This is a genomic window from Rothia sp. 11254D007BW (assembly GCF_053548195.1).
Genome location: NZ_JBPWPK010000001.1, coordinates 2180173 through 2201804, shown reverse-complemented (window position 1 = coordinate 2201804; position 21632 = coordinate 2180173). Strand labels below are relative to the sequence as shown.

General features: G+C 59.2%; 21 protein-coding genes and 2 pseudogenes. 8 read left to right on the top strand and 15 right to left on the bottom strand.

What is annotated here, in order from left to right:
* Positions 1-4 precede the first annotated feature (4 nt).
* Both ACEE43_RS09980 and ACEE43_RS09975 read right to left on the bottom strand, forming a co-directional pair.
* On the bottom strand, positions 5-751 hold the full coding sequence (locus tag ACEE43_RS09980; RefSeq protein WP_431464066.1) for a LytR C-terminal domain-containing protein: 747 nt from the start codon (positions 749-751) through the stop codon (positions 5-7).
* A 99-nt stretch (positions 752-850) separates the two neighbouring features.
* Positions 851-1093 (bottom strand): DUF3263 domain-containing protein, encoded by a 243-nt coding sequence (locus ACEE43_RS09975; RefSeq protein WP_237195108.1) that lies wholly within the window; start codon positions 1091-1093, stop codon positions 851-853.
* 62 nt (positions 1094-1155) lie between these two features.
* On the opposite strand from ACEE43_RS09975, the gene ACEE43_RS09970 reads away from it, so the two are divergent.
* Positions 1156-1836, top strand: a complete 681-nt coding sequence (locus ACEE43_RS09970; RefSeq protein ID WP_272878383.1) for a uracil-DNA glycosylase — start codon at positions 1156-1158, stop codon at positions 1834-1836.
* A 61-nt stretch (positions 1837-1897) separates the two neighbouring features.
* Here ACEE43_RS09970 and ACEE43_RS09965 read toward each other — a convergent pair whose 3' ends face one another.
* From ACEE43_RS09965 to ACEE43_RS09920, 10 genes are all read right to left on the bottom strand, one after another.
* Positions 1898-3517: a threonine/serine ThrE exporter family protein gene (locus ACEE43_RS09965; RefSeq protein WP_449107529.1), complete on the bottom strand. Its 1620-nt coding sequence runs from the start codon at positions 3515-3517 to the stop codon at positions 1898-1900.
* Positions 3507-5630, bottom strand: a complete 2124-nt coding sequence (locus ACEE43_RS09960; protein ID WP_449107528.1) for a threonine/serine exporter family protein — start codon at positions 5628-5630, stop codon at positions 3507-3509. The genes ACEE43_RS09965 and ACEE43_RS09960 overlap by 11 nt, the downstream gene beginning before the upstream one ends.
* 80 nt (positions 5631-5710) lie before the next feature.
* Positions 5711-6811 (bottom strand): lipid II:glycine glycyltransferase FemX, encoded by a 1101-nt coding sequence (locus ACEE43_RS09955; protein WP_449107527.1) that lies wholly within the window; start codon positions 6809-6811, stop codon positions 5711-5713.
* A 226-nt stretch (positions 6812-7037) separates the two neighbouring features.
* Positions 7038-7316 carry an HPr family phosphocarrier protein gene (locus ACEE43_RS09950; RefSeq protein ID WP_135013272.1) on the bottom strand — a complete coding sequence of 93 codons (279 nt, stop codon included), beginning with the start codon at positions 7314-7316 and terminating at the stop codon, positions 7038-7040.
* A 124-nt stretch (positions 7317-7440) separates the two neighbouring features.
* The gene (ptsP, locus tag ACEE43_RS09945; protein WP_449107526.1) at positions 7441-9138 is read right to left on the bottom strand and encodes a phosphoenolpyruvate--protein phosphotransferase; all 1698 of its coding nucleotides are present in this window, start codon (positions 9136-9138) and stop codon (positions 7441-7443) included.
* Between the two features lie 30 nt (positions 9139-9168).
* Positions 9169-11166, bottom strand: a complete 1998-nt coding sequence (locus ACEE43_RS09940; protein ID WP_449107525.1) for a PTS fructose transporter subunit IIABC — start codon at positions 11164-11166, stop codon at positions 9169-9171.
* 54 nt (positions 11167-11220) lie between these two features.
* A complete protein-coding gene (locus ACEE43_RS09935; RefSeq protein ID WP_449107524.1) occupies positions 11221-12183 on the bottom strand; it encodes a 1-phosphofructokinase family hexose kinase in 963 nt (320 codons plus the stop codon).
* The gene (locus ACEE43_RS09930; RefSeq protein WP_237195130.1) at positions 12180-12971 is read right to left on the bottom strand and encodes a DeoR/GlpR family DNA-binding transcription regulator; all 792 of its coding nucleotides are present in this window, start codon (positions 12969-12971) and stop codon (positions 12180-12182) included. The genes ACEE43_RS09935 and ACEE43_RS09930 overlap by 4 nt, the downstream gene beginning before the upstream one ends.
* 99 nt (positions 12972-13070) lie before the next feature.
* Positions 13071-13511: a VanZ family protein gene (locus tag ACEE43_RS09925; RefSeq protein ID WP_449107523.1), complete on the bottom strand. Its 441-nt coding sequence runs from the start codon at positions 13509-13511 to the stop codon at positions 13071-13073.
* Positions 13511-14626 carry a histidine phosphatase family protein gene (locus ACEE43_RS09920; RefSeq protein ID WP_449107522.1) on the bottom strand — a complete coding sequence of 372 codons (1116 nt, stop codon included), beginning with the start codon at positions 14624-14626 and terminating at the stop codon, positions 13511-13513. The genes ACEE43_RS09925 and ACEE43_RS09920 overlap by 1 nt, the downstream gene beginning before the upstream one ends.
* A 417-nt stretch (positions 14627-15043) precedes the next feature.
* Here ACEE43_RS09920 and ACEE43_RS09915 point away from each other — a divergent pair, with 417 nt between their 5' ends.
* Both ACEE43_RS09915 and ACEE43_RS09910 read left to right on the top strand, forming a co-directional pair.
* On the top strand, positions 15044-15178 hold the full coding sequence (locus tag ACEE43_RS09915) for a hypothetical protein (protein WP_449107617.1): 135 nt from the start codon (positions 15044-15046) through the stop codon (positions 15176-15178).
* Positions 15154-15456: pseudogene (locus tag ACEE43_RS09910) on the top strand (transposase family protein); the annotation flags it as partial. The gene ACEE43_RS09915 and the pseudogene ACEE43_RS09910, both read left to right, overlap by 25 nt.
* A 66-nt stretch (positions 15457-15522) precedes the next feature.
* On the opposite strand, the gene ACEE43_RS09905 reads toward ACEE43_RS09910, so the two are convergent.
* From ACEE43_RS09905 to ACEE43_RS09895, 3 genes are all read right to left on the bottom strand, one after another.
* A protein-coding gene (locus tag ACEE43_RS09905; protein WP_449122302.1) for an IS3 family transposase occupies positions 15523-16739 on the bottom strand; the annotation gives its coding sequence in 2 pieces (ribosomal slippage) (positions 15523-16460 and positions 16460-16739; 1218 coding nt in all).
* On the bottom strand, positions 16676-17035 hold the full coding sequence (locus ACEE43_RS09900; RefSeq protein ID WP_449122313.1) for a hypothetical protein: 360 nt from the start codon (positions 17033-17035) through the stop codon (positions 16676-16678). The genes ACEE43_RS09905 and ACEE43_RS09900 overlap by 64 nt, the downstream gene beginning before the upstream one ends.
* Positions 17016-17906, bottom strand: a complete 891-nt coding sequence (locus ACEE43_RS09895; protein ID WP_449108168.1) for a hypothetical protein — start codon at positions 17904-17906, stop codon at positions 17016-17018. The genes ACEE43_RS09900 and ACEE43_RS09895 overlap by 20 nt, the downstream gene beginning before the upstream one ends.
* Before the next feature lie 159 nt (positions 17907-18065).
* Here ACEE43_RS09895 and ACEE43_RS09890 point away from each other — a divergent pair, with 159 nt between their 5' ends.
* From ACEE43_RS09890 to ACEE43_RS09870, 5 genes and pseudogenes are all read left to right on the top strand, one after another.
* Positions 18066-18275, top strand: coding sequence for a hypothetical protein (locus ACEE43_RS09890; protein WP_449122312.1), 210 nt, complete (start codon positions 18066-18068; stop codon positions 18273-18275).
* Positions 18276-18327: 52 nt separating this feature from the next.
* Positions 18328-19541, top strand: a pseudogene (locus tag ACEE43_RS09885) (IS3 family transposase).
* A gap of 264 nt (positions 19542-19805) precedes the next feature.
* Positions 19806-20294 carry a hypothetical protein gene (locus tag ACEE43_RS09880; RefSeq protein ID WP_449108167.1) on the top strand — a complete coding sequence of 163 codons (489 nt, stop codon included), beginning with the start codon at positions 19806-19808 and terminating at the stop codon, positions 20292-20294.
* Positions 20291-20839, top strand: coding sequence for a hypothetical protein (locus tag ACEE43_RS09875; protein ID WP_449108166.1), 549 nt, complete (start codon positions 20291-20293; stop codon positions 20837-20839). Before ACEE43_RS09880 ends, ACEE43_RS09875 begins: the two co-directional genes overlap by 4 nt.
* A 29-nt stretch (positions 20840-20868) precedes the next feature.
* On the top strand, positions 20869-21609 hold the full coding sequence (locus tag ACEE43_RS09870) for an HAD family hydrolase (RefSeq protein WP_449108165.1): 741 nt from the start codon (positions 20869-20871) through the stop codon (positions 21607-21609).
* Positions 21610-21632 lie beyond the last annotated feature (23 nt).

The window sequence follows — 21632 nt, the reverse complement described above, 5'->3', positions numbered from 1 at the left end:
GTCCCTAGCCTAGTTGGTAGGTACCGGTTGCCGAGTCATAGATGTAGTTACCGGTGGGGTCTAGATAGAAGGTAGCGGTGGCCGGGTCATAGCTATAGCGATCAACGGAGGTGGGTATACCGGGGTTAGGCCCTATCTCTGCCGCTCCGGTGCCGCTATCGGCAGTTTCTTGGGCAGTAGCTGAAGGTGAGGACGGCGCCCCGGGCAGGCTGGTGGGGTCAAAGTCGGCTCCGAGCACCACGTAGACGAGACCGGTCTCAGCCTGGTAGTCCTGGGCGATGGTGGGCAGCCCCAGGGTGTCGGCTATTTCGTTGGCTTCTGAGGACGCCCCTGTGGCGAAGTACACCAAAGACTCCGCTGTGTAGGCTCCTGCCCAGTTAGCGGTAGAGGTAACGGTGTAGCCGGCCTCTTCGAGGGCTGCGGTAGCCTGGGCAGCAGCGCCAGCAGGCGCACTGGAGTTATACACCTCAACGGTCACGCTAGAAGGGTTAGTGGTGGGAGTGGCTTCAGCGCTCGGGCTCGCCGATGCGGTAGCGGTGGCACTGGTTGAGCCGGACGCCTCGGGGGCGGCGGTGCGCGGAGAGATCACGTACATGGTGCCACCCACGATGAGGGCCAGCACGCCGCTAACAATAATAGCGAGCAGACCAGCGCGGGACGTCGCAGTATCGTTAACAGCACCGCGATAGGCGCCGCGGCGGGCGTTGTTCTCATCGATGTCGTCAAACTCATCGCGGGGGTAGCTGTTCACGGGCGTCCTCATGATTGTGCGCGGTGGCGGGCTTTTAGTTACTAGGGTACACGCTAGGTGCCGGTGAAGCGGGCTCACGCTCCCTACCGGCTAAGAGGCTTAGGTTAGGGCATCGCGCTTGAGCCGTAGGCGGCGGGTGAGCGCGGGTTCGGCGGCAACTGCCTTGGGGTTGTCGATCAGAGCGTTGAGCTGCTGATAGTAGGCAACCGGGGTAAGCCCCAGAGTACGGGTAATAGCCTGTTCTTTGCTGCCCTGGTATTTGAAGCGTTTTTTCTCGAGATTGAGAATAGCTACCTCAAGCTCGCTCAAGCCCTCTGCGGGTTCGGTGGTCTCGCTGCTCATCTCTTAACTTTCAGTGGTCTAGTCTTAGTAGGGAGAATACCGCATCCCTTTCAAGGAGTACTGTGCCTGCCCGTCCCCTGCATGAGATTATGTCCCCTGACTGGGCTCAAGCCCTCGCCCCGGTGGAGCCTCAGATTCGAGCTATGGGTAACTTCCTGCGCGCAGAGCACGAGGCCGGGCGGGCAACTCTTCCCCCTGGAGCCGATATTTTTCGAGCCTTTACCTACCCCATGAACGAGGTGAAGGTGCTAGTGATTGGGCAGGACCCCTACCCTACCCCCGGTCACGCGATGGGTCTGAGTTTTTCGGTGCGCCCCGAGGTGCGCCCGATTCCCCGGTCGCTGCAGAACATTTATAAGGAGCTCCAGGCCGACACCGGGCTGGTACCTCCGGCCCACGGGGATCTCACGGCGTGGAGCGCCCAGGGGGTTATGCTCATGAACCGGGTGCTTTCGGTGGGGGCAGGTCAGGCGGGGTCGCACCGCAATCTGGGCTGGGAGCAGGTCACAACCGCTGCCATCGAGGCGCTGGCGCAGCGGGGCATGCCCTTGGTGGGGTTGCTCTGGGGTGCGGACGCCCGCAAATGCAGGCCCCTGCTTGGCGGCTACCCCTGTGTGGAGTCCCCGCACCCGTCCCCGCTCTCGGCCTCGCGGGGTTTCTTCGGTTCCCGCCCTTTTAGCCGGGTCAACGAACTTCTGGTTCAGCAGGGGGCAGATCCCGTTAACTGGCAGCTCCCCCGATAGCCACAAACGCAGTATCCGCTTGTCAGAAGCCTATTCAGTTCATAGCTATGAAGGCATATACCTAATTTTTTGCCAAGGTGCGCAACCGCTCTGTCAGAGCGTCCCATAGATAGGTGCCGCACACAATACCTGTTGCCATCAGCAAAACAGTCACACCAGCAAGAGTGAGCCCCTGCAACCCCATCAGCGTATCCTGCCCGTTCAAGATGAGGTAGGAAGAGCGGAAGATAGTGAGACCGGGCAGCATAAACATCATGCCCGGAACATAATAAATCGACGCTGGGCTGTGGAGAAGATACCCAAGGAAGCCAGCACTCAGCCCTACGGCTGTTGCCCCTGCCAGCACCTGCAGACGGGCGCCGTCCTCACCGGCGACCGCCCCTACCCCGTAGTAGGCTAGCTGCCCCACCAAAGACACCAGTCCAGACAGCACAATAGTGCGCGCTGACCCCTGCCAGGCAGCTGCAGACATAGCACTACCGATGACCATACCGGCAATAGAAACCCACAAGGGCGGGGGGCTAAAGACCGACTGCTGCACGTCAAGACTGGTGGCATCAAAATAGTTCATGAGGGTTACCGCTACCGAGATCCCGGCAATCAAACCGGTAAAGTTTGCTCCCGTCACCACGAATTTACCGGCGGCGGTCAGCGGGAAGCCGTGAAGGGCGTCCTGCACCGCTGAAACCAGGCGGAAAGTGGGAAGGAACATCATCAGCCCGGCTGCCACGATGTGCGGGGCAGAAACGTAAAACCCTCTACTGTACAGCCACCCTAAGGGATCTGATACGAGTAGGGCCAGCACCGTAATCGTTGCAGCGCCCAGGGCCATCATGAAGTAGCTGGGCAGGCGCAAACGCCCCGCCCACACCAGTACGAAGTTCACCACGGTAAACACCACAAGAGAAGTAACCGCAGCCCGCCAAGACCCTCCCACCCCCAGGGTAAATGCCCCCGCGATCAGCAGGTTCCACGCCAATAAAACGGCCGGTGAATAGGGTTTCTTTTGAGCGTTGACCCGAGCTAGGTGGCGTTCGGCCCGGGCCCGGCTCACGGTCCCCTGAGCGATATCGTGCACCAGTCGGTAGAGCTGGTGCAGAGCCCAGTAGTTCTCGGAGGTAGAGCGAACGACCCGCACCAGGGTCAAGCCCAGTTTTTCGTTCTCCAACCCTCCGGCTTCGGGCAGCTGCCCGCGGCTAGCCGCTTCGTCGAACTCAGAGACGTAGTTAATCACGATGGACTGATAGGTGATATCAACTTCTACATCGTGAATACCGTACATGGCGCATACGGTCACTACCGCAGCATCTACATCTGCCGCGTCGGCACCATAGTGGAAGAGGGTCTCGGCCAAGCGCAGGGTAAAAGCCAGGATTTCGCGGGTTTCTTCCTTCTGTCTGACCCGCTGGCGGTAACGGGCTAAGGCAACCTGCGCAACCTGACGCTGGGCAACGCGGGCGATCCCGCGGATAGGTACGGTTAGAGCCTGCTGAGGCTGGGCAAAAGAGCGCAGGCTCGCAGCTGCCCGACGGCGCGAAGAAACCGGAGGCGCGGGGGCGGTGGCCGGGTAGGACGCCTGCGGCAGCTCCACCTGTGCAGGCGGCTGATTGGCTAAGGGCTGGGCGGCAGCGGGCTTTTCAGAAAAGCCGTGCGTATCACGGGAGCCGCCGCTAGCGGTCACGTTTTTCTTTCTGTTCGCTACCTTCAACCGAGGGGCTCAGATAGCGCTGAATGATGTACTGCATGAGGTAGCTCCCCAGAACTACGCCAGATGCCATAGAAAGAATAATGGCGATAGCCGCTACCATACCGGGCACACCGGCATCGGAGTTAGCTTCGACCGTAAAAAGGTAGAGGCCGCGGAAGACCGAGAGACCGGGAAGTAGGAAGGTCAGGGCAGGAACGTAGAAGATGGAGGCAGGGGCATGCAGGCGATAGGCCAGGAAGGTACTCATCAGGCCAATCACGAGAGCGGCAAAAGCCGTGTTGGCTCGCCCTGCCCCGGGGCCAAACATGAGCGTATAGCCCTGGTAGACCCAGAAGCCGCAGGTAGCGATCAGCAGTATCCACAGAAGGGTTCGCCAGCGGGCGTGAGTGGTCACCGCAAAGGCAAGAGAGGCCAGCATGAAGAAGGTGTAGCTGACCGCCAGACCCGCACCCACAAATCGGGTTTCGGTGATATCGAGCTCGCTCACCCCCAGTACCGACAGCACCGCTACCGCCGAAGCCAGCCCCACCACGATACCGAGGAAGGACATACCGGTTGACACGAACTTACCCGCCGCTGTAAGCGGGAAGCCGTTGAGGGCGTCCTGCACCGTTGAAACCAACCGGGCGGTGGGCAGGAGCATAATGAGCCCCGCCGCCACGATGTGGGGAGCCGAGACGTGAAAGCCCACCTGGGAGAAGATAGATGCCTCATCCGATATATAAATAGCGGCGAAGGTAACCACACCGGCGCCCGCAGCCATGTTGAAGAATCCGGGCATCTTGAGCTTAGAAATCAGGCTGTTGACGAAGTGAATCGCCAGGAAAACGATACCGCCCACAGCCCCAGCTGCGAGGGACCCGCCCAGGGCCAGAACCAGCGAGAAGGCCGCCACTATGTTAGCCAGCATGATAATCATGGGCGAGTAGGGCTTTTTAGCGGTGTTGATCTTGTGCAGGCGACGCTCGGCCCGGTGGCGGGGCAACCCACCCGCGGTGATGTCGTTAATGAGCTTGTAGATGTCGTCCAGGGCAGCGTAGTTCTCTGACCAGGACCGCACCACGCGCATAACCGTGTGGCTAAACCGTTCTTTACCGGGTGCGGAGTCTTCGGGCTCGCTCAGGTTAATAGCCCGCGTACGATCATCGACCTCGTCGATATCAGAGACGTAGTTAATGATCACCGACTGGTTGGTGATATCGATTTCTACATCGTCCAGACCGTAGGCTGCACACACGGCCACAATCGCCGAGTCCACATCGACGGTATCTGCCCCGTAGTGGAACATAGTCTCGGCTAGACGCAGGGAGAAGTTGAGGACCTCGCGGGCCTCTTCTTTCTCACGCACGTACTCAGCCCGGTGGGCTGCAGCGATATTGAAAGGACGCTGGGCTAGGCGGGCAATGCCGCGCATGGGTTTGGTGAGCGACTGGTCGGTGCTCACAAAAGACTTGAGGGATGAGCGCACCCTCGAGGGGCGCTTGACGGACGGGCGGGGAGTCGTTGGCAGGGCAACGGTGTGGGGCCCAGCAGCCGAGGGGTAGGAGGCCTGTTGCAGACCGGTTGCCTCGTTAACGGTGGGGGTTCCCGCAGTTACCGGGCCAGGGTCGCTGTCGCTATCGGCTCTCCCCAGGCTCAGGTCGGTAGCCGGGCCAAAAGCTGAGGGCACCTGATAGGTGGCGGGGGTTGCCAGATCAAAAGCGGACGCCCGCGATTCAGCTACCCCGGTAGCTGTAGAGTCTACGGTTTCAGCAGGAGTATCAAAGGCGCTCTCCCCCTGCCCCAGGTGGGCCAGGCGGTTGCGCAGCTGTGGGTCCCGCACATCGTCGAGGGATACGACCGGCAGGGGCCCCCAAGCCTGAGAGGACGAGGGGGCGGGGGCGTCCTGCCCACCGGCGTCCGCTCCCTGTGCTTGCTTCGCGGCACTCCCCTGCCCAGTCGCGGGGCTTTCGCCCGATGCCATGCGCGGCAGCAGGGCCGTCTGTCCAAAAGCTCCGGCCCCGGTGCCCTCATCAGAGGGAGCCATATCAAAAGCAGAGGCGGAAGGGTAAGCCTTTTGCTGCAAGGGAGTCTTGCTGGGGGTCAAAGGGATTACTCCTTCCGCCTCTTACGGTGAAAGTTGTTCAGGCACAGCGTCCGCTGTACCCAAGTTGAACCGGGGTCGGTTTAGTAGAAAGGCTGGCCGGTCTTACGGACCCAGAGCTGGCGCATAACCTTCTCAACAGCCTGGTTCCAGGCCTTGTACTTGACCGGTGAAAGCACCTGGTCCCAGACGCCAACGTAGTCGATGACGTCCTTGGTGAAGGAGGTCTTGAAGAGACCCAGGCCGTAGTGGTGGTGTTCCTTGTTCTTGAGCTCGCTCTTGGGCGGGGTGCCGCAGAAATCGTAGCTCTTGATGTCGAATTCCTTCATCAGGTCGGTCAGGGCTGTCCACTGTACCTGGTGGGAGTCGCCGTACTGCTTGCGGCGGGGCTTAGAACCGCCGTCCTTGTAGGTGCCCTTCTCGCCGTAGCGAATCACGTAGGCGCCTACGGAAGGCTCGCCGTCCTCGTAGGTGAAGTAGAGACGGCCCTGGCCAGCCTGTTCAAAGGTGGTCCAGAAATCGCGGTAGTAGTCGTAGGAGCGCAGATGCACGTTGGCGTTGCCCTGACCCACGGTGTCCATGAGGGCGTACATCTTCTTCATGTTCTCTTCGGTCAGAGGCACCCGCTCAACCTCGCAGCCCTCACGCAGCGAACGGCGCACGGCGTTGCGTCCGCGGGAGGAGAGGGACTTGAGCACGTCTTCTTCGCTCTTATCGGTATCAAGAATCGCGGTGGAGTCATTAGGCTGGATGTTCCAGCTCTTGACCAGGCCGGTCTTGGCCATAAAAGCGTTGATAGAGTCGTCTGCAATGATATCGGGCTCAATCTTAACCGCGAAGACGCCCAGCTTCTCGCGCTTGATGAAGTCCTTGTTGGCATCGAGAATCGCGGGGATCTCTTCAACAGAGTTCACACCGGGGCCCTTGATCATGTACCAGATTTTGCCGAGGGCAGGTACGGACTTTTCGAGCACCAGGTTGTAGCTGGCAAAAGGGGCCTCTGCGCCGTCAAGGACGGTGGTGCCTTCGTAGACCAGGTAGAGAGGCTTCCAGCCGTACTTGGCTTTGACGGAAGCGAAGGACGCTGACTGCAGCAGGTTGCCGCCACCGGGGCTGGCGATGACGTGGTCATCCCAGGAGGCGATTTCGGCGTCGGTAGCGAAGCGGGCTGTGAACTGTCGCAAGGTCCCTCTTTTTCTTTTCGTGCGCGCGTGGGCGCGGGAAAGGTTTCAGCTTCCCAGTCTATCGAGAGTGGGCGGGCTATGCACCCTGTGGGCGCCGTGAGTTTCGTCTGGTGTAACTGGGTATCGGCTCTGTCGCCCCTTACCCGGGCACAGTGAAGCCCCCGCTTGCGGTAAGCGGGGGCTTCATGTTCAAACCGTTAGGCTGAGATTGCTCGACTAAACCGTATTACTCGGCGTCGTGGTCGGTCTCGAGGATCTTGACCAGGGTGTCGAGTGCTTCTTCAGCGCCTTCGCCCTCTGCGCGCAGAACGACCTTGTCGCCGTGCTTAGCGCCGAGTGACATCAGGGACAGGATGGATGCTGCGTCCATTGCCTCGTCTGCGGGCTCGCCTTCAGCTGCGATGGTGACTTCAACGGGGAGGTCGCCTGCTGCTTCAGCGAAGATCGCTGCGGGGCGGGCGTGCAGGCCAACACGGCTTGCGATGGTGGCAATACGTTCTGCCATGGTGTTCTCCTTATAAAGGGGGTGCGGATTTGTTGTCCACTACTGAGTCTAAATCAGGTGCGTATGTTTCGCGCGTGTTAACCGCTTATTTTGGTGTGATTTATTCAGTAGTGGACGGTGGAGGTTAGAGGCCGAGCTCGTCCAGAATCGGCAGGTGCTTACGCGCTGCTTCCTTAGCTTCTGCTGAGGAGATCTGGTCGAGGGCGTCGTTGGCGATCTGCTGGGCCTTTTCGGGGGTGACCGACTTGAGCACGGCGGAGACAGCTGCCATGGCGCCAGCGTTCATGGAGAGGGTGTCAACGCCCAGGCCAACGAGGACGACGGCCAGTGCAGGGTCGGCTGCTGCTTCACCGCAGACGGAGACGTACTTCTTGACGCCAGCCTTGGCGGATGCTCGCTTGGCGCCTTCGACGGTCAGCTTGATCATCTTAAGGACGGCGGGCTGCCAGGGGTTGTTGAGGTGGGCCAGGTCGCCGAGCAGGCGGTCTGCTGCCATGGTGTACTGGGTGAGGTCGTTGGTGCCGATGGAGACGAAGTCGACTTCACCGAGGATCGCTTCAGCGTTGACGGCTGCTGCGGGGGTTTCGACCATAACGCCACGGGTTGCCAGGCCTACTTCATCAACCATTTCCTTGAAGCGGCGGGCTTCACTGGTGGTTGAGATCATGGGGGCCATGACCCAGATGTCGGCGTCGGAGCCGTCGGCTGCTGCCTTGATGGCTTCGAGCTGGCGTTCGAGGACGCCGGGTACGGTCCAGTCGGTGCGGTAGCCGCGGACGCCGAGGGCGGGGTTCTCTTCTTCCTTGACGTTGAGGAAGGGCAGGGGCTTGTCGGCGCCTGCGTCGAGGGTGCGGACGACGATGTGCTGGCCGGGGAAGGCGTCGAAGACGGCCTTGTAGCTGGCGGTCTGGGTTTCTACTGAGGGTTCAGCGTCGTGGCCCAGGAAGCCGAATTCGGTGCGGAGCAGGCCCACGCCTTCGGCCTTGAGGCCGGCTGCCTTTTCTGCGCTCTTGCCGTCGCCGACGTTGGCGTAGAGGGGCACGAGGGTACCGTCTGCCATGGCGCCTGTGCCGTCGAAGTCGGGCAGTTCCTTGCGGTTGGCGTACTTTTCGGCCAGGTCGCGGTGCTCGTCGGTGACCTCGGTGTTGACGGTGCCTTCGTTGGAGTCAATGTAGACTTCGGTGCCGTTTTCGATCTCGGTGACGCCCTTGGCGGCAACGATAGCGGGCAGGCCGAGACCGCGAGCAAGAATCGCGGTGTGGGCCTGGGGGCCGCCGTCTGAGGTGATGAGGGCGATGACCTGCTTGGGGTCGAGGGTGGCGGTGTCTGCCGGTGCCAGGTCGATAGCTGCCAGGATGAAGGGGTCAGCTGAGACGGGGATGCCGGGGGCCTGCTGGCCGGTCAGCTCGGCAACGATGCGGGCGCGGACGTCGTGGATGTCGGTAACGCGCTCGGCCATGTAGCCGCCGAGGGCTGCCATCTGGTCGGCGAAGGCTGATGCGGCTTCCCAGACTGCCAGTTCGGGGGCCTTGCCCTGCTTTTCAACGATCTTGATGGCGCTCTTGAGCAGGGCGCGGTCGGTTGCCATCTGGGAGGTGGACTTGAGCACGGCCTTGCCATCGCGGCTAGCGTGCTCGGCGCGCTCCAGCAGACCGTTCTTGACGGTTTCGGCTGCGGCCTTGATACGCTCGGCGGCCTGCTCGGGGGTTTCGTCGGCTGAGAGCTTCAGGGATGATGAGGGAGCCTTGATGGGCTCGGGCATCTGAAGGACTTTGCCGATAACGCGGCCGGCGTAGACGCCGACACCCTTGTAGGTAGTCATAGTGTTTTCCTTCTAAGAGGTTGAAGTGATTTAGGCGGTTGCCTCGGCCTTACGGCCTGCAAGTGACTTGAGAACAATATACATGAGAGCGCCCACTACGGTACCTGTGATGGCGGCCACAAGGAACATGAGGGGGTTCTCAACCAGGGCGATGATCCAGACACCGCCGTGGGGAGCGGGTGAGGCTACGCCTGCGCCCATGGAGATAGCACCGGCAACGGCTGCGCCGACAACGGATGAGGGGATCACGCGCAGGGGGTCGGCGGTGGCGAAGGGGATGGCACCTTCGGAGATGAAGGAGGCACCCAGCAGCCAGGCTGCCTTGCCGTTTTCGCGTTCGGGAGCGCTAAAGAGCTTGGGGCGGACGGCGGTGGCCAGGGCCATAGCCAGCGGGGGAACCATACCTGAGATGATGACGGCTGCCATGACCTGCTGGGAGGCCAGGGTACCGGCGGAGAGGCCTGCGGTGGCAAAAAGGTAGGCTGCCTTGTTGACGGGGCCGCCGAGGTCGAAGCCCATCATGGCGCCCAGGATGATGCCCAGCAGAATGGCTGAGGCACCGGTCATGGAGTTGAGCCAGTTCTCAAGAGAGGTGGTAACCCAGGCGAGGGGGCCACCGAGCAGGAAGAACATGAGGCCGCCTGCGAAGAGGGTGGCTACGAGCGGGGTGATGACCACGGGCATCATGGATGCAAGCCAGCGGGGCAGCTTGAGCAGGGAGAGCCAGTAGGCACACAGACCTGCGAGCAGACCGGCGACGATACCGCCGAGGAAGCCACCACCCACCATAACGGCGACAGAACCGGCGATGAAGCCGGGGGCGATGCCGGGGCGCTGGGCCAGGCCGTAGGCGATGTAGGCTGCCAGAATCGGGACCATAGCTCCCAGGCCAAAGGCGCCGATGGTGTGCAGGGCAGCGCCCAGGTAGAGGGAGAGCGGGGTGTCGCCCAGGTTGGTGAGGGAGGCACCGGAGAGGATAGCTTCGGTGTCTACGTCACCCAGGTTGGGCATGGTGATCGCTTCGAGCATGAAGCCGATAGCCAGGATGATGCCGCCTGCTGCCACGAAGGGAATCATGTAGGAGACGCCGGTCATCAGGGCCTTGTAGATGCGGGTGCCCCAGGAGCCGCCTTCTTCAGCGGTTTCTGAGGAGTCAGCTGCACCTGCGGCGACGCGCTTGCCGTTGGGCTTCTCAGCTTCGGCAAGGGCTTCTTCGATCATGGCCTTGGGCTCGTCGATGCCGCGCTTGACGGGGGCTTCGACGTAGGGCTTACCGGCGAAGCGTTCGCGGCCGCGGACGGGCAGGGCAACGGCAAAGACGACGGCATCGGCTTCGTCGATTTCGGCCTGGGTGAGCTTGTCACCACCGGATGAGCCCTGGGGCTCAACCTTGAAGTCGTAGCCCAGCTCTTCGGCGGCGTACTTGAGGCCATCGGCTGCCATGTAGGTGTGGGCGATGCCGGTGGGGCAGTTGGTCACAGCCACGATCTTCTTACGGCGGGCGGGGGCTTCTGCCTCGGCAGCGGCTACGGAGCCGGACGCGGCAGCGGCAGCGGGTGCCTCAGCTGCCTTTTCGCGCAGGCCCAGGGCCTCTTCAACGAGGACGACGACCTCGTCAGCGGTCTTGGCTTCGCGCAGGGCAGCGGTGAAGGACTTCTTCATGAGGGAGCGAGCCATCTGAGAAAGAATCTTCAGGTGGGCTTCGTCGCCATCTGCGGGAGCTGCGATGAAGAAGATGAGGTCGGCGGGGCCGTCCTTAGCGCCGAAGTCAACGGCGGGGTTGGGGCGGGCCATAGCCAGGGTGGGCTCGGTGACTGCTTCACTGCGGCAGTGGGGAATAGCGATACCACCGGGAATGCCGGTGTCGGTCTTTTCCTCGCGGGCGCGCGCAGCGGCGTAGAGGGTCTCAAAGTCGGTGGCGCGGCCAGCACCTACGACGGCACCAGCTAGATGTTCGATGACATCGAAGCGGGTCTCGCCGAGGTTCTCATCGAGGCTGATGAGATCCGCAGTGATGAGAGCAGACATGTGCTCCTCCTCGGATTGTGTTTTAGGGGTTTGAGAATGTGGTTCGGTTGGGGTTTAGAGGGCCAGCTCGCGCAGGGTGACTGCTTCGGGCGTGGTTGATTCTAGGGTGGGCACCTGGGTGCCGGGCAGGGAGGCTGCTGCTGAACCGTGGGCTACGGCCTGCACCAGGCATTCGGGCAGGGTCTTACCCTGCTCGTGGGCAATCAGGAAGCCTGCCAGGGAGCAGTCGCCTGCGCCCACGGTGGAGCGCACCTTGATGGGGGCGTGGATGGCGTGCCAGGCGCCTTCTGCTGTCACCAGCACGGCCCCTCCCCCGCCGAGGGTAGCAAGGACCATTTCGACACCGCGGTCGACCAGTTCTTTGGCGGTAGCTGCGGTGAGTTCGGGGCTGGCTTCAAGCTCGTCCGCCATCTCGATTTTGCCGACCAGCTCAGCGAGTTCTTCGGAGTTGGGCTTGATGAGGTTGGGCATGCCGTCCAGGCCAACGAGGGCGTCGCGCAGGGCTGCGCCGGAGGTGTCAACGGCGATGCGGGGGGCTTTCTCGCCCAGGGACTCGCGGATTGAGCGGCCCACAACGGCGTAGTAGTCGGAGGGGACGCCGGCGGGCAGGGAGCCTGCCAGCACCAGCCAGGAGGCCTCGATGGTTTCCTTGATCATGAGGCGGGTCAGCTGCTGCTGGGCTACATCGTTCAGGGGCTCACCGGGGGCGTTGATCTTGGTGGTGGTACCGTCGGGCTCAACGATGGTGATGTTGGAGCGAATCGGCGCGCCGATGGGCATGTTAACGAAGGGCACCTCTGCCTCTTTGAGGCTGGCCAGTACGGGGTCTTCGTTGTCGCCGGGCAGCACCGCTACGGTTTCGAAGCCGGAGATGTTGAGGGCGCGGGCAATGTTCACGCCCTTGCCACCGGGGTCGGACGCCGCCGCGACGGCACGCTGAACGGCACCGCGCTTGATTTCGTGGTTCAGTTCCACGGTGCGGTCCATGCTGGGGTTAGCGGTTAGGGTAACGATCATGCGATAAGCACCTCTACGTTGGATTCTTCAAGCGCTGCGGCGAGGTCGCCTTCGGGCGCTTTATCGGTAATGAGAGTATCGATGTCTTCAAGCCCGGCAAAACGTACCAGGGACTCCTGGCCGAACTTGGCGGAGTCGCACAGGAGCACCACGCGGCGGGCTGACTTGACGATGGCGGTCTTGACGATGGCTTCGTTCAGACCGGGGGTGGAGAGCCCAAATTCAGCGTCCAGGCCGTTCACGCCAATAAAGGCGATGTCGGGTCGGATGGTTTCGAAGTGGGCAGCGGCGCGGGTACCAACAGCGGCCCAGGTCATCTTGCGCAGCTGGCCGCCTACCATATCGAGCACCACGCCATCGGCTTCAGCCAGTTTCACGGCGATGTGAAGGGCGTGGGTGATGATGAGGCGGTCGGCACCTGACTTGAGGGAGAAATCTGCGGCAGCAATGCGGTCGGCGAGGATTTCGATAGTGGTACCGGCGTCGAGAACTACCGCACCGGCGTCCGAATCGCGCAGCAGCTCGTAGGCACGCAGAGCGATTTTCTGCTTTTCGGGGGTGTTCATGTTTTGACGTAGGGCGATAGACGACTCTACAGAGGTCGACTGCTCTACGGTTACGGCACCGCCGTGCACACGGCGCAGCTTACCGTCAGCTTCGAGGGCTGCTAGGTCACGGCGGACGGTTTCCATCGTGACTTCGTAGCGTCTAGCCAGGTCTGCGCCGTTGACACGGCGTGCGGAAGCTACGAGCTTCGCTATTTCGGCACGTCGTTCTTCAGCGAACATGTGTTTATCACCTTATACAACTGGAAGGTGGGTCGGGTGACCCTATCTATAGTTGATTTTATGTGGGTTTCTGTGGGTACGTCAATGTAAAACCCACGGTTACGGGTGTATTTCGGTGTTTTGGTTGGGTTTTTCGGTCAATTTCACTAGGGCTAGTGCCAAAACCCAACCGATAGCACACCCGAGAGTGTTGGCGAGGACGTCCAGGGGCGAGCTGGTGCGCCCGGGCATGAAGTGCTGGGTGGTTTCGATAGCCAGGGTACAGGCCAGACCGCCCAGGGGTACGAGCCAGGGGCGGGCCGGGCGCAGCAGCCAGGTAAAGAGAAAGCCGCCAGGTACAAACATGACCACGTTCGACAGCCACTCCACCTGCCCGTAGCCAAACCAACCGGGCAGCCAGCCGCGGGCGTGGCCGTCCGCAAGTATCCTGGCTAGGGTTTCGCCGGACTCGCCGGAGTCAACGTGAGTGGGCCAGAGAACGATGAAGGCGACGGCAGCTACGTACAGGCAGGTGATGCCCCAGAGGAAGATACGCCCCACTAGGGCTTACCTACCAGCAGGGGTTCTTTGACCTCTAGCCAGTGGGCCAAACCGGGCAGGTCAACCTCGAAGGGTTCAGCGTTGGCGATAGTGCCGAATTCGCGGCCGTGGGTGGCAGAGAGGGCACGGCGAATCAGGGAGCCGTGAGAGACGGCAATGACGCGCTGGCCCGGGTAGTCGCGGGCAATCTGGCGCAGCACCCTAATGCCGCGCAAGTAGACGGAGCGTTCGCTTTCAACGCCGCTGTAGTAGGCGTCGGGTTCTTTACGGGCTTCTGCTGAAATATCGAGCCCCTCGGCTTCGCCGTAGCTGCGCTCTATCAGGTCATCGTAGGTGCGGTTGACGGTCAGACCGAAGGCTGCGCCAATAATCTCTGCGGTCTCGTGGGCGCGGGAGAGCGGGGACGAAACCACCACGTCGAACTCAAAACCCCGAGCCTTAAGAGAGGCAGCTGTCTCGTGGGCCTGGGCGCGGCCGGTTTCGTTGAGGGGAATATCGCTGGAGCCCTGCATGAGGTGGGCCTTGTTCCAGTCGGTCTGACCGTGGCGGATGAGCATGATAGAGGACGCCCGGCGGGCAGGTGCCAGGGGCACCACCTCACCGTTGTGGGGCACCGGCACTTTCTGGCCGGTGCGGGCGGTTTGCAGGCGGGAGATGAGCATACCGTGGGCCACGATGATGAGGTTACGCCCGGGGTGGTCTGCTTCAACCTGGTCGAGGGCGTCTTCAACGCGGGCTAGAAAGTCTGACAGGGGTTCGATGTCTGCGGTTTCGTTTTCGATTGTTTCCCAGAGGGCGGGGGTGTTAGTGACGCCTTCGAGCTCTTTGAAGGAGCGTTCTGCCAGGCCGGCGTAGGTGCCAAGGACGGGCAGGCCGAGTTCTTGGGCGATGATGGCGCCGGTTTCTACCGCGCGCGCGAGGGGTGAGGTGACGACGCCGTGCCAGATGAAGCTGGGGTCGGTTGCTTGCAGGGTGCGGGCGTACTGTAGGACGTTGGCGGCGGCAACCTTGGCTTGGTCGCGGCCGGTGGCATTGAGGGGGATGTCGCTGGAGCCTTGCAGGCGGTGTACGAGGTTCCAGTCGGTCTGTCCGTGTCGAATGAGTACGCTAGGCATGGGGTCTATTATCCCACCCGGTAGTGCCCGTTTCTCTACCTGCTAGAGTATTTAGTGAGCTATACGACACATAGCTATTTCGGCATACACAACTTCTAAGTAGGACATCATGAAAAAGCTCCCTGTCGCTTTTGCGGCACTTTGAGGCTTATTCATAAGGGGGTTGAAGCATGAGCCCCTACCAACTAGACAACGGCCCACCCAGCAGGCAACCTTGAGGATAAATCATCACAAATATTCTCAAACCACACCGGGAAGAACCGTTGCCACACTAGCGTACGAACGGGCTCACCACCACGCAATTCACTACATTACTAAAAGCCCTCACCCACCAGCTCACCTGGGCCAAACCAGCCCCCCCGTAAGCTCTCCTGTCCCAGGCCCTAAAAATCACACTAATTAGCTACCGGGCATAACATCACCCAAGAAGCTCTAGCTCACCTCTTCGAAGTCTCACAGCCCGCGATTTCACGAACCATCAGCACTATCGAAAGAGCGCTCACTAAGCTGAATCTAGACATAACACCCATGCATTCAGAGCTCACAAGCTAGGTGAGCTCCTGGGTTCTTCGATTTTGGCGGATAAGGGCTACGTGGGGCTGGGGCTAGCTACCCCGACTAAGCGTAAGCCTGGGCAGCGTTTGAATTGGGAGCAGAAGAAGAATAATCGGGTGCTGAACCGGTTGCGGTCGGTGGTTGAGCAGGTGATTGCCCAGGTGAAGACGTGTCGGATTCTTCATACCGGGTTCATGCGACCTTTGGGCTTGTGTGGTCGGGTGTTTTCGGTAGTGCGGGGGTTGGTGTTTTTGGCGACTGGTGGGACCTTATGAATAAGCCTCAGAATATGATATGTACTGGGTTTCGGTCACACTCACCACCCAAGAAAATCACATACTTTACGCAACATCGACTAACGCACCATCAACCACCTCCTGCGGAGTCCGATAACCAAGAGACGCATGCAACCGCCGCTGATTCCACCAGTACACCCAACCCGCCGTAGTAGCCTCCAACTGAGCAACAGATTCAAAGAACCGGCCACGCACCAGCTCAGCTTTATAAGCCCCATTCACCGACTCAGCCAAAGCATTATCGTATGAATCTCCAGTAGATCCTACAGACAACTGAACACCCAGCCGCCTCAACTCACGCGTGTAATCATCAGCAAGATACTGCGAACCACGGTCCGAGTGATGCACCACCTGCGTCAAATCAGACCCTGACCGCCTGGCTTCAAACAAAGCCTGCTTCAAAGCCATCAGCGGCATCCCCAGCGTATGCATACTCGAGGAAACACCCCAACCCACAATCTTTCGACTGAACACATCAGTGATGAAGGCCGTGTAGCAGAAGCCACTACCTGTGCGCACATAGGTGAAGTCCGCGACCCACAAGCGGTTCGGCGCTTTAGCGGTGAACTGGCGGTTGACCAGATCAGGGCGGTGATCAGGAGCCTTGGTAGCCCTGGTGGTCACAGGCTTACGGCCCCGATGCACACCCTGAATACCAGCTGCACGCATGAGCCGGTAGGTTTGGTCCCGGCCAATAGCCCAGCCTGCCCGTTTCATGGCCTGCCACATTTTGCGCACACCATAGACTCCATAGTTCTCCTGGTAGATTCTTACCAGTTCGGGGATGAGCAGCTGGTCGGAGAGTGACCTGGCTGAAGCGACACGGCTCATTGCGCGGTAATAGCCGCTAGCCGTCATGAAGCCACCATCAAGATGCTCGGATAGGACTCGGCAAATGGGCTCGACCCCGAAAAGATCCTTATAAGTGTTGATGAATCGGATCATCATCGGGCCGGTGCCTCGAGCTCGGCTGCGAAAAAAGCTGAGGCGGTTTTCAAAATCTCGTTGGCCCTGCGTAGTTCCGCGTTTTCTCGTTTTAGGCGTCTGATTTCGGCCGCCGCGTCACTCGTAGTAGTGATTTCTTTGCCGGTGTCGAGGGCGGCGTTGTTGCACCAGCGGGCCAGAGTGTTGTGGGAAATTCCTAGCCGAGGGGCGATGTCTTTGATTGCTGCGGTTATGGACGGGGCGTCGGGGTGGTTCAGTCGGTCACCGACGAGTCGTACCGCTCGTTCTTTGAATTCTTGGGGGTATTTGTTGGGCATGGTTTTATTATTCCTTCCGGTGGGGTGTGGGTGGAAGGTGTGGACTGAACCCAGTACATATCACCATACGCCGGCACCAACGTGTAATACTCCAACTCACCCTGAACAGCCACCACCGTATCCTCCACCACCAAATCAGAAACACCACCAATATTCCCACCATCAGGCAAAAACACACCCAAACCCGCAAACCCCCGATCAAGCATCGCATCCTCCACACGCTCCACCGTCAACTTCCGCACCGACCGACCAGAAGGAGTAAACACAAAAGACTCATCACCAACACCAAAACTCAACGTCGGAACACCCCCCCTCATTCACCCCAAACACCATATCCTCAACCCCAATATTCACCACACCAAACACCCAATTATGCCGACGCACAAAATCCTCCTCATGTACCTGAGCGGCAACCACCACCCGATGATCCACAATCAAATCCACCACCCGCTCACGCGTTGGAACAAGATTCGGCTCAACAGGATAAAACTTCTGAAACCCCCGCAAAAGCTGAACATTCTCAGGCGGCACCCCAGTGAACGTAAAGGGACCGGTAATAGTACCGCGTAACCGCAGTTTCTCCTTGTTGTTATAAGGAGCAAGACCAAGCCTAGCCTGGTCGCTAGATGCTAAAGACCAAGAAACGTGCTCAAACGCTACAGGTTGCCTATCTTCTGTAGCAGCCTGAGACGGTAGGGGAAAAGAACGTAAAGCTGCCGCTTTGTTCGCATCAGCAAGTGCCCGGGGATTGGGCGTGATAGTGGGGTCAGATGCAGCTTTTGAGAGGTTTTTGGTGGATTGGTGATTAGCTCGATGCCACACATAAATCTCCTTCCACCACGGCCGGCGATATCCAGGAAAGGGGATGGTTAGCCCAGAGATAGTAGCTAGTAGCAGGCCGATGAAGAACCCACCTACAGCAAGAGCCGCAGCAAGGGAAGAGATAAACTCCCAAAAACCACCAGTAAGACCAGTATCGAACAAAATAAACCCACAGAAGAAACCCACTAAGGAAGCGGTAATCCACTGCAAAAGGATCGAGTAGGTATCAAAAGGGTTGATACCGTCTTGGTTGTTGGGGTAGGTGCGGATGCTGGGGTGGGTGAAGAGGTACCAGGTGGTACTGGTACCGATTATAAGGGTGAGGATTGAAAGGTTAGCAAGCATAATTATTTAAAACGCTCTCCAAGAATTTCTGCGCCCTTGAGGCTTATTCAAAAGTAGACACGCACCCCACACCCACCAACTAGACAACGGCCCCACCCGCGGCAAAAATATGAGCGTTAAATCTCTACAAATAACCTCAAGCCATACCGGACAAGACCGTTGCTACACCAGCGTACAACCGGCCTCACAGCCACGCAATTCGCCACACTACACACAGCCCTCACCCATCACCTCACCTGGTCAAAACCAGGCGGAAGACCACCAGCGCTAACCCTCACCCAAGCCCTCAAAATCACCCTGCTCTACCACCGCCACAACCTCACCGAAGAACTCCTCGCAGAACTTTTTGCTGATATGTACTGGGTTTAGTTCCGACCCCGTACATTGGAAACAAACAAAAAAGAGCAAAGGAACTTCACCCATGCCCACCAAATACCCCCAAGAACTCAAAACAAGAGCCCTACGCCTACTGGCCGACCACCTCGAAAACAACCCCGACACAGGCATCTACACCGCCTGCCGAAACATCGGAGAACGCCTCGGCATCGGCCCTGAAACCTTACGAAAATGGCACAAACAAGCCGAAATCGATGCTGGTAACACCCCCGGCACCACCACTGATATGGCAGCCGAAAACCGACGCCTGCGCAAAGAAAACGCCGAGCTCAAGCGAACCAACGAGATTCTACGAACAGCATCAGCTTTTTTCGCGGCAGAACTCGACCGTCCAGCCCGATCATGATCCGCTATATCGATAGGTATAGGAACCGTTTCGGGGTTGAGAACATCTGCACCGCACTACAAGAAAACCTCGCTGGTGGTTTCATCACCTCACGCGGCTACCGCGCCGCTAAGGCTCGTGTTCCTGCAGCACGTACTTTGAAGGACCAACTTCTGATTCCTGAACTGGTGAAAATCCATGAAGAGAATTATGGCGTGTATGGTGTGCGCAAGATGTGGCACGCCATGAGGCCTGCCGGCTGGGATATTGGTCGGGATCAGACCTACCGACTCATGAAAATAGCCGGTGTTGCTGGTGCTCATCGGGGTCGTAAACCTATGACCACCAGAGCGGCCACAGTGATTGATGACCGTCCTGATTTGGTTTAGCGTAACTTTAGCGCTGATGCGCCTAACCGCCTTTGGGTAGCAGATTTTACCTATGTCAGAACCTATTCAGGTTTCTGCTATACGGCCTTCATTACTGATGTGTTTTCCCGGAAGGTTGTGGGTTGGGGTGTTTCTTCGACCATGCATACTCTGGGGATGCCTTTGACGGCGTTGAAGCAGGCGCTTTTTGAAGCGAAGAAGGGTGGCTCTGATCTAACGCAGATTGTGCATCATTCTGACCGTGGTTCGCAGTATATTGCGCAGGATTACACTGCTGGTTTGAAAGAACTAGGAGTGCAGTTATCAGTCGGTTCTACTGGTGATTCGTATGATAATGCTCTGGCTGAGAGTGTGAATGGTGCTTATAAGGCTGAGCTGGTGAGGAATCGCCTTTTTGCTTCAGTTGGTCAGTTGGAGGTTGAGACTGCGTCTTGGGTTGCTTGGTGGAATGCTGGTCGGTTGCATCAGAGTCTTGGTTATCGGACTCCGCAGGAGGTGGTTGATGGTGCTTTAGTGGTCTTATAATTGTCGGAACTAAAGCCAGTACATATCACAGGTTGCATGGCGGGGTGCTGATATCTACGGCTATGAGCCTGCTAATGAACGCAAGAACATGTCTTCTGCTGAGGACTTAGAAAAACTCAAGGAATATGCCCGGGCTCACGGTATTGAGTGGGAGAGTATTCAGGATGGAGACCCACAATGAAGATTTATGCGAGTACTACGGTGAAGCGTAGTGTATATAGTTTTTTGTTCGTAATTATTTTTGTAGTGACAGGCTGTAGTTCCATGACCACTTCTCAAGACGACTCCCAACCCACCGCTAACGAGGTCTTCCACAACCTCTACACCACCGTCACCCTCGCCACCTCAGCCAACGGCAACGAAACAAAATTCCGCTGGAAAAACAACACCCAACCCTTCCCCCACCAAGAAGCATCCTGGGCCGATGTCACCGTCTTCCCCTGCGACAACGACCAAGGACAACTAAAGTTAATGGCTGGGACCACCTACGATCTAAACCTCCACAACGAAAACTACCAGCAACAAATAGAAAACGTCCGCACCACTTGGGAAGCACACGGACTTACCGTCCGCAACGTCGGCGCCAGCAAAGGCATGATGCAAATCGCCACCGACCTAGACGACGGATCCACCGTGGTCTACACCGCAGGTGTCGGCGGTGAATCCATAGAAGCAGACACTATCTGCCTAGCAGAGTTCAAGGGCGATCCCTCAACAGCCCAAACCTACCCCGCAGCACAAGCCACACCATGAAACGACATTACCTTCGCACGCTACCACTCCTCCTCCTATTGGCTCTAGCCCTCACCGGGTGTAACGCTAGCGATCATGACAGTGAACCCACCGCTAACGAGGTCTTCCACAACCTCTACACCACCATCACCCTCGCCACCTCAGCCAACGGCAACGAAACAAAATTCCGCTGGAAAAACAACACCCAACCCTTCCCCCACCAAGAAGCATCCTGGGCCGATGTCACCGTCTTCCCCTGCGACAACGGCCAAGGAAAACTAGAACTAATGGCTGGGACCACCTACGACCTAAACCTCCACAACGAAAACTACCAGCAACAAATAGAAAACGTCCGCACCACCTGGGAAGCACACGGGCTCACCGTCCGCAACGTCGGCGCTAGCAAAGGCATGATGCAAATCGCCACCGACCTAGACGACGGATCCACCGTGGTCTACACCGCAGGTATCGGCGGTGAATCCATAGAAGCAGGCACTATCTGCCTAGCAGAGTTCAAGGGCGATCCCTCAACAGCCCAAACCTACCCCGCAGCAAAAGCAGGCTAGCGGAGTGCCTCGTATGAGAGCATAGAACTATGTTTGAACTTCACTCAGCCCCCGCGAACTTTGCCCCCGCATGCGCCGTCTTCGACTGCGACGGCGTCCTACTCGACTCAGAAACCCTCTGGGGCGAAATCCAGGCCGAAATGTTCAAACACTACCGGGTAGAGCTCACCCCTGAACTCGAGGCCTCCCTCGTCGGCATCTCAGCTGGGGATCTTGCCGACCGTCTCTCAGCCCTCACCCCGCTGGCGTCCGAATTCAACGGCTCCCCCGAAGCCTTCCGCGACAGCGTCTACACCACCATCACCACCACCGAATTCGACATCATCGACCGCGGCGTCACCGCCATCGACGGCGCTCTCAGAGCCATTCAGCTGCTCTCAGCCAAGATTCCCGTGGCGGTGGCGTCCAACTCCGGCGACAAGCTACTGACCAAAAAACTCACCCACTTCGGCTACGCCCCCTACCTGGACACCTGGGTTTCCTTCCACGACGTCGAAGAAGGTAAGCCCGCCCCCGACATCTACCTCGAAGCAACCCGCCGCCTGGGCTTTGCCCCCGAGCAGGCCCTCACCGTGGAAGACTCCGTCACCGGCATGACTGCCGCAACCGCCGCAGGCACCAACTGCCTGATTTACCAGGTCGAGCCGGACGCGGCCACCCCCGCTCCCCTACTGACAGCAGGTATCGGGCGGTTTAGCTCCTTCACCGACCCAGCCTTCCTCGCCCAACTCGACGCCTGGGTAGGGCACCTGCCCGACCGCGACCGCTAACCCTCACCACCTTCTCAAGGATG

Bases quoted from the DNA above. Each gene is read 5' to 3' on its own strand.
- ACEE43_RS09975 (WP_237195108.1), bottom strand. From the start codon at position 1,093: ATGAGCAGCGAGACCACCGAACCCGCAGAGGGCTTGAGCGAGCTTGAG.
- ACEE43_RS09950 (WP_135013272.1), bottom strand. From the start codon at position 7,316: ATGGCAGAACGTATTGCCACCATCGCAAGCCGTGTTGGCCTGCACGCC.
- ptsP (WP_449107526.1), bottom strand. From the start codon at position 9,138: ATGACTACCTACAAGGGTGTCGGCGTCTACGCCGGCCGCGTTATCGGC.
- ACEE43_RS09940 (WP_449107525.1), bottom strand. From the start codon at position 11,166: ATGTCTGCTCTCATCACTGCGGATCTCATCAGCCTCGATGAGAACCTC.
- ACEE43_RS09935 (WP_449107524.1), bottom strand. From the start codon at position 12,183: ATGATCGTTACCCTAACCGCTAACCCCAGCATGGACCGCACCGTGGAA.
- ACEE43_RS09930 (WP_237195130.1), bottom strand. From the start codon at position 12,971: ATGTTCGCTGAAGAACGACGTGCCGAAATAGCGAAGCTCGTAGCTTCC.
- ACEE43_RS09920 (WP_449107522.1), bottom strand. From the start codon at position 14,626: ATGCCTAGCGTACTCATTCGACACGGACAGACCGACTGGAACCTCGTA.
- ACEE43_RS09895 (WP_449108168.1), bottom strand. From the start codon at position 17,906: ATGCTTGCTAACCTTTCAATCCTCACCCTTATAATCGGTACCAGTACC.
- ACEE43_RS09880 (WP_449108167.1), top strand. From the start codon at position 19,806: ATGACCACTTCTCAAGACGACTCCCAACCCACCGCTAACGAGGTCTTC.
- ACEE43_RS09875 (WP_449108166.1), top strand. From the start codon at position 20,291: ATGAAACGACATTACCTTCGCACGCTACCACTCCTCCTCCTATTGGCT.
- ACEE43_RS09870 (WP_449108165.1), top strand. From the start codon at position 20,869: ATGTTTGAACTTCACTCAGCCCCCGCGAACTTTGCCCCCGCATGCGCC.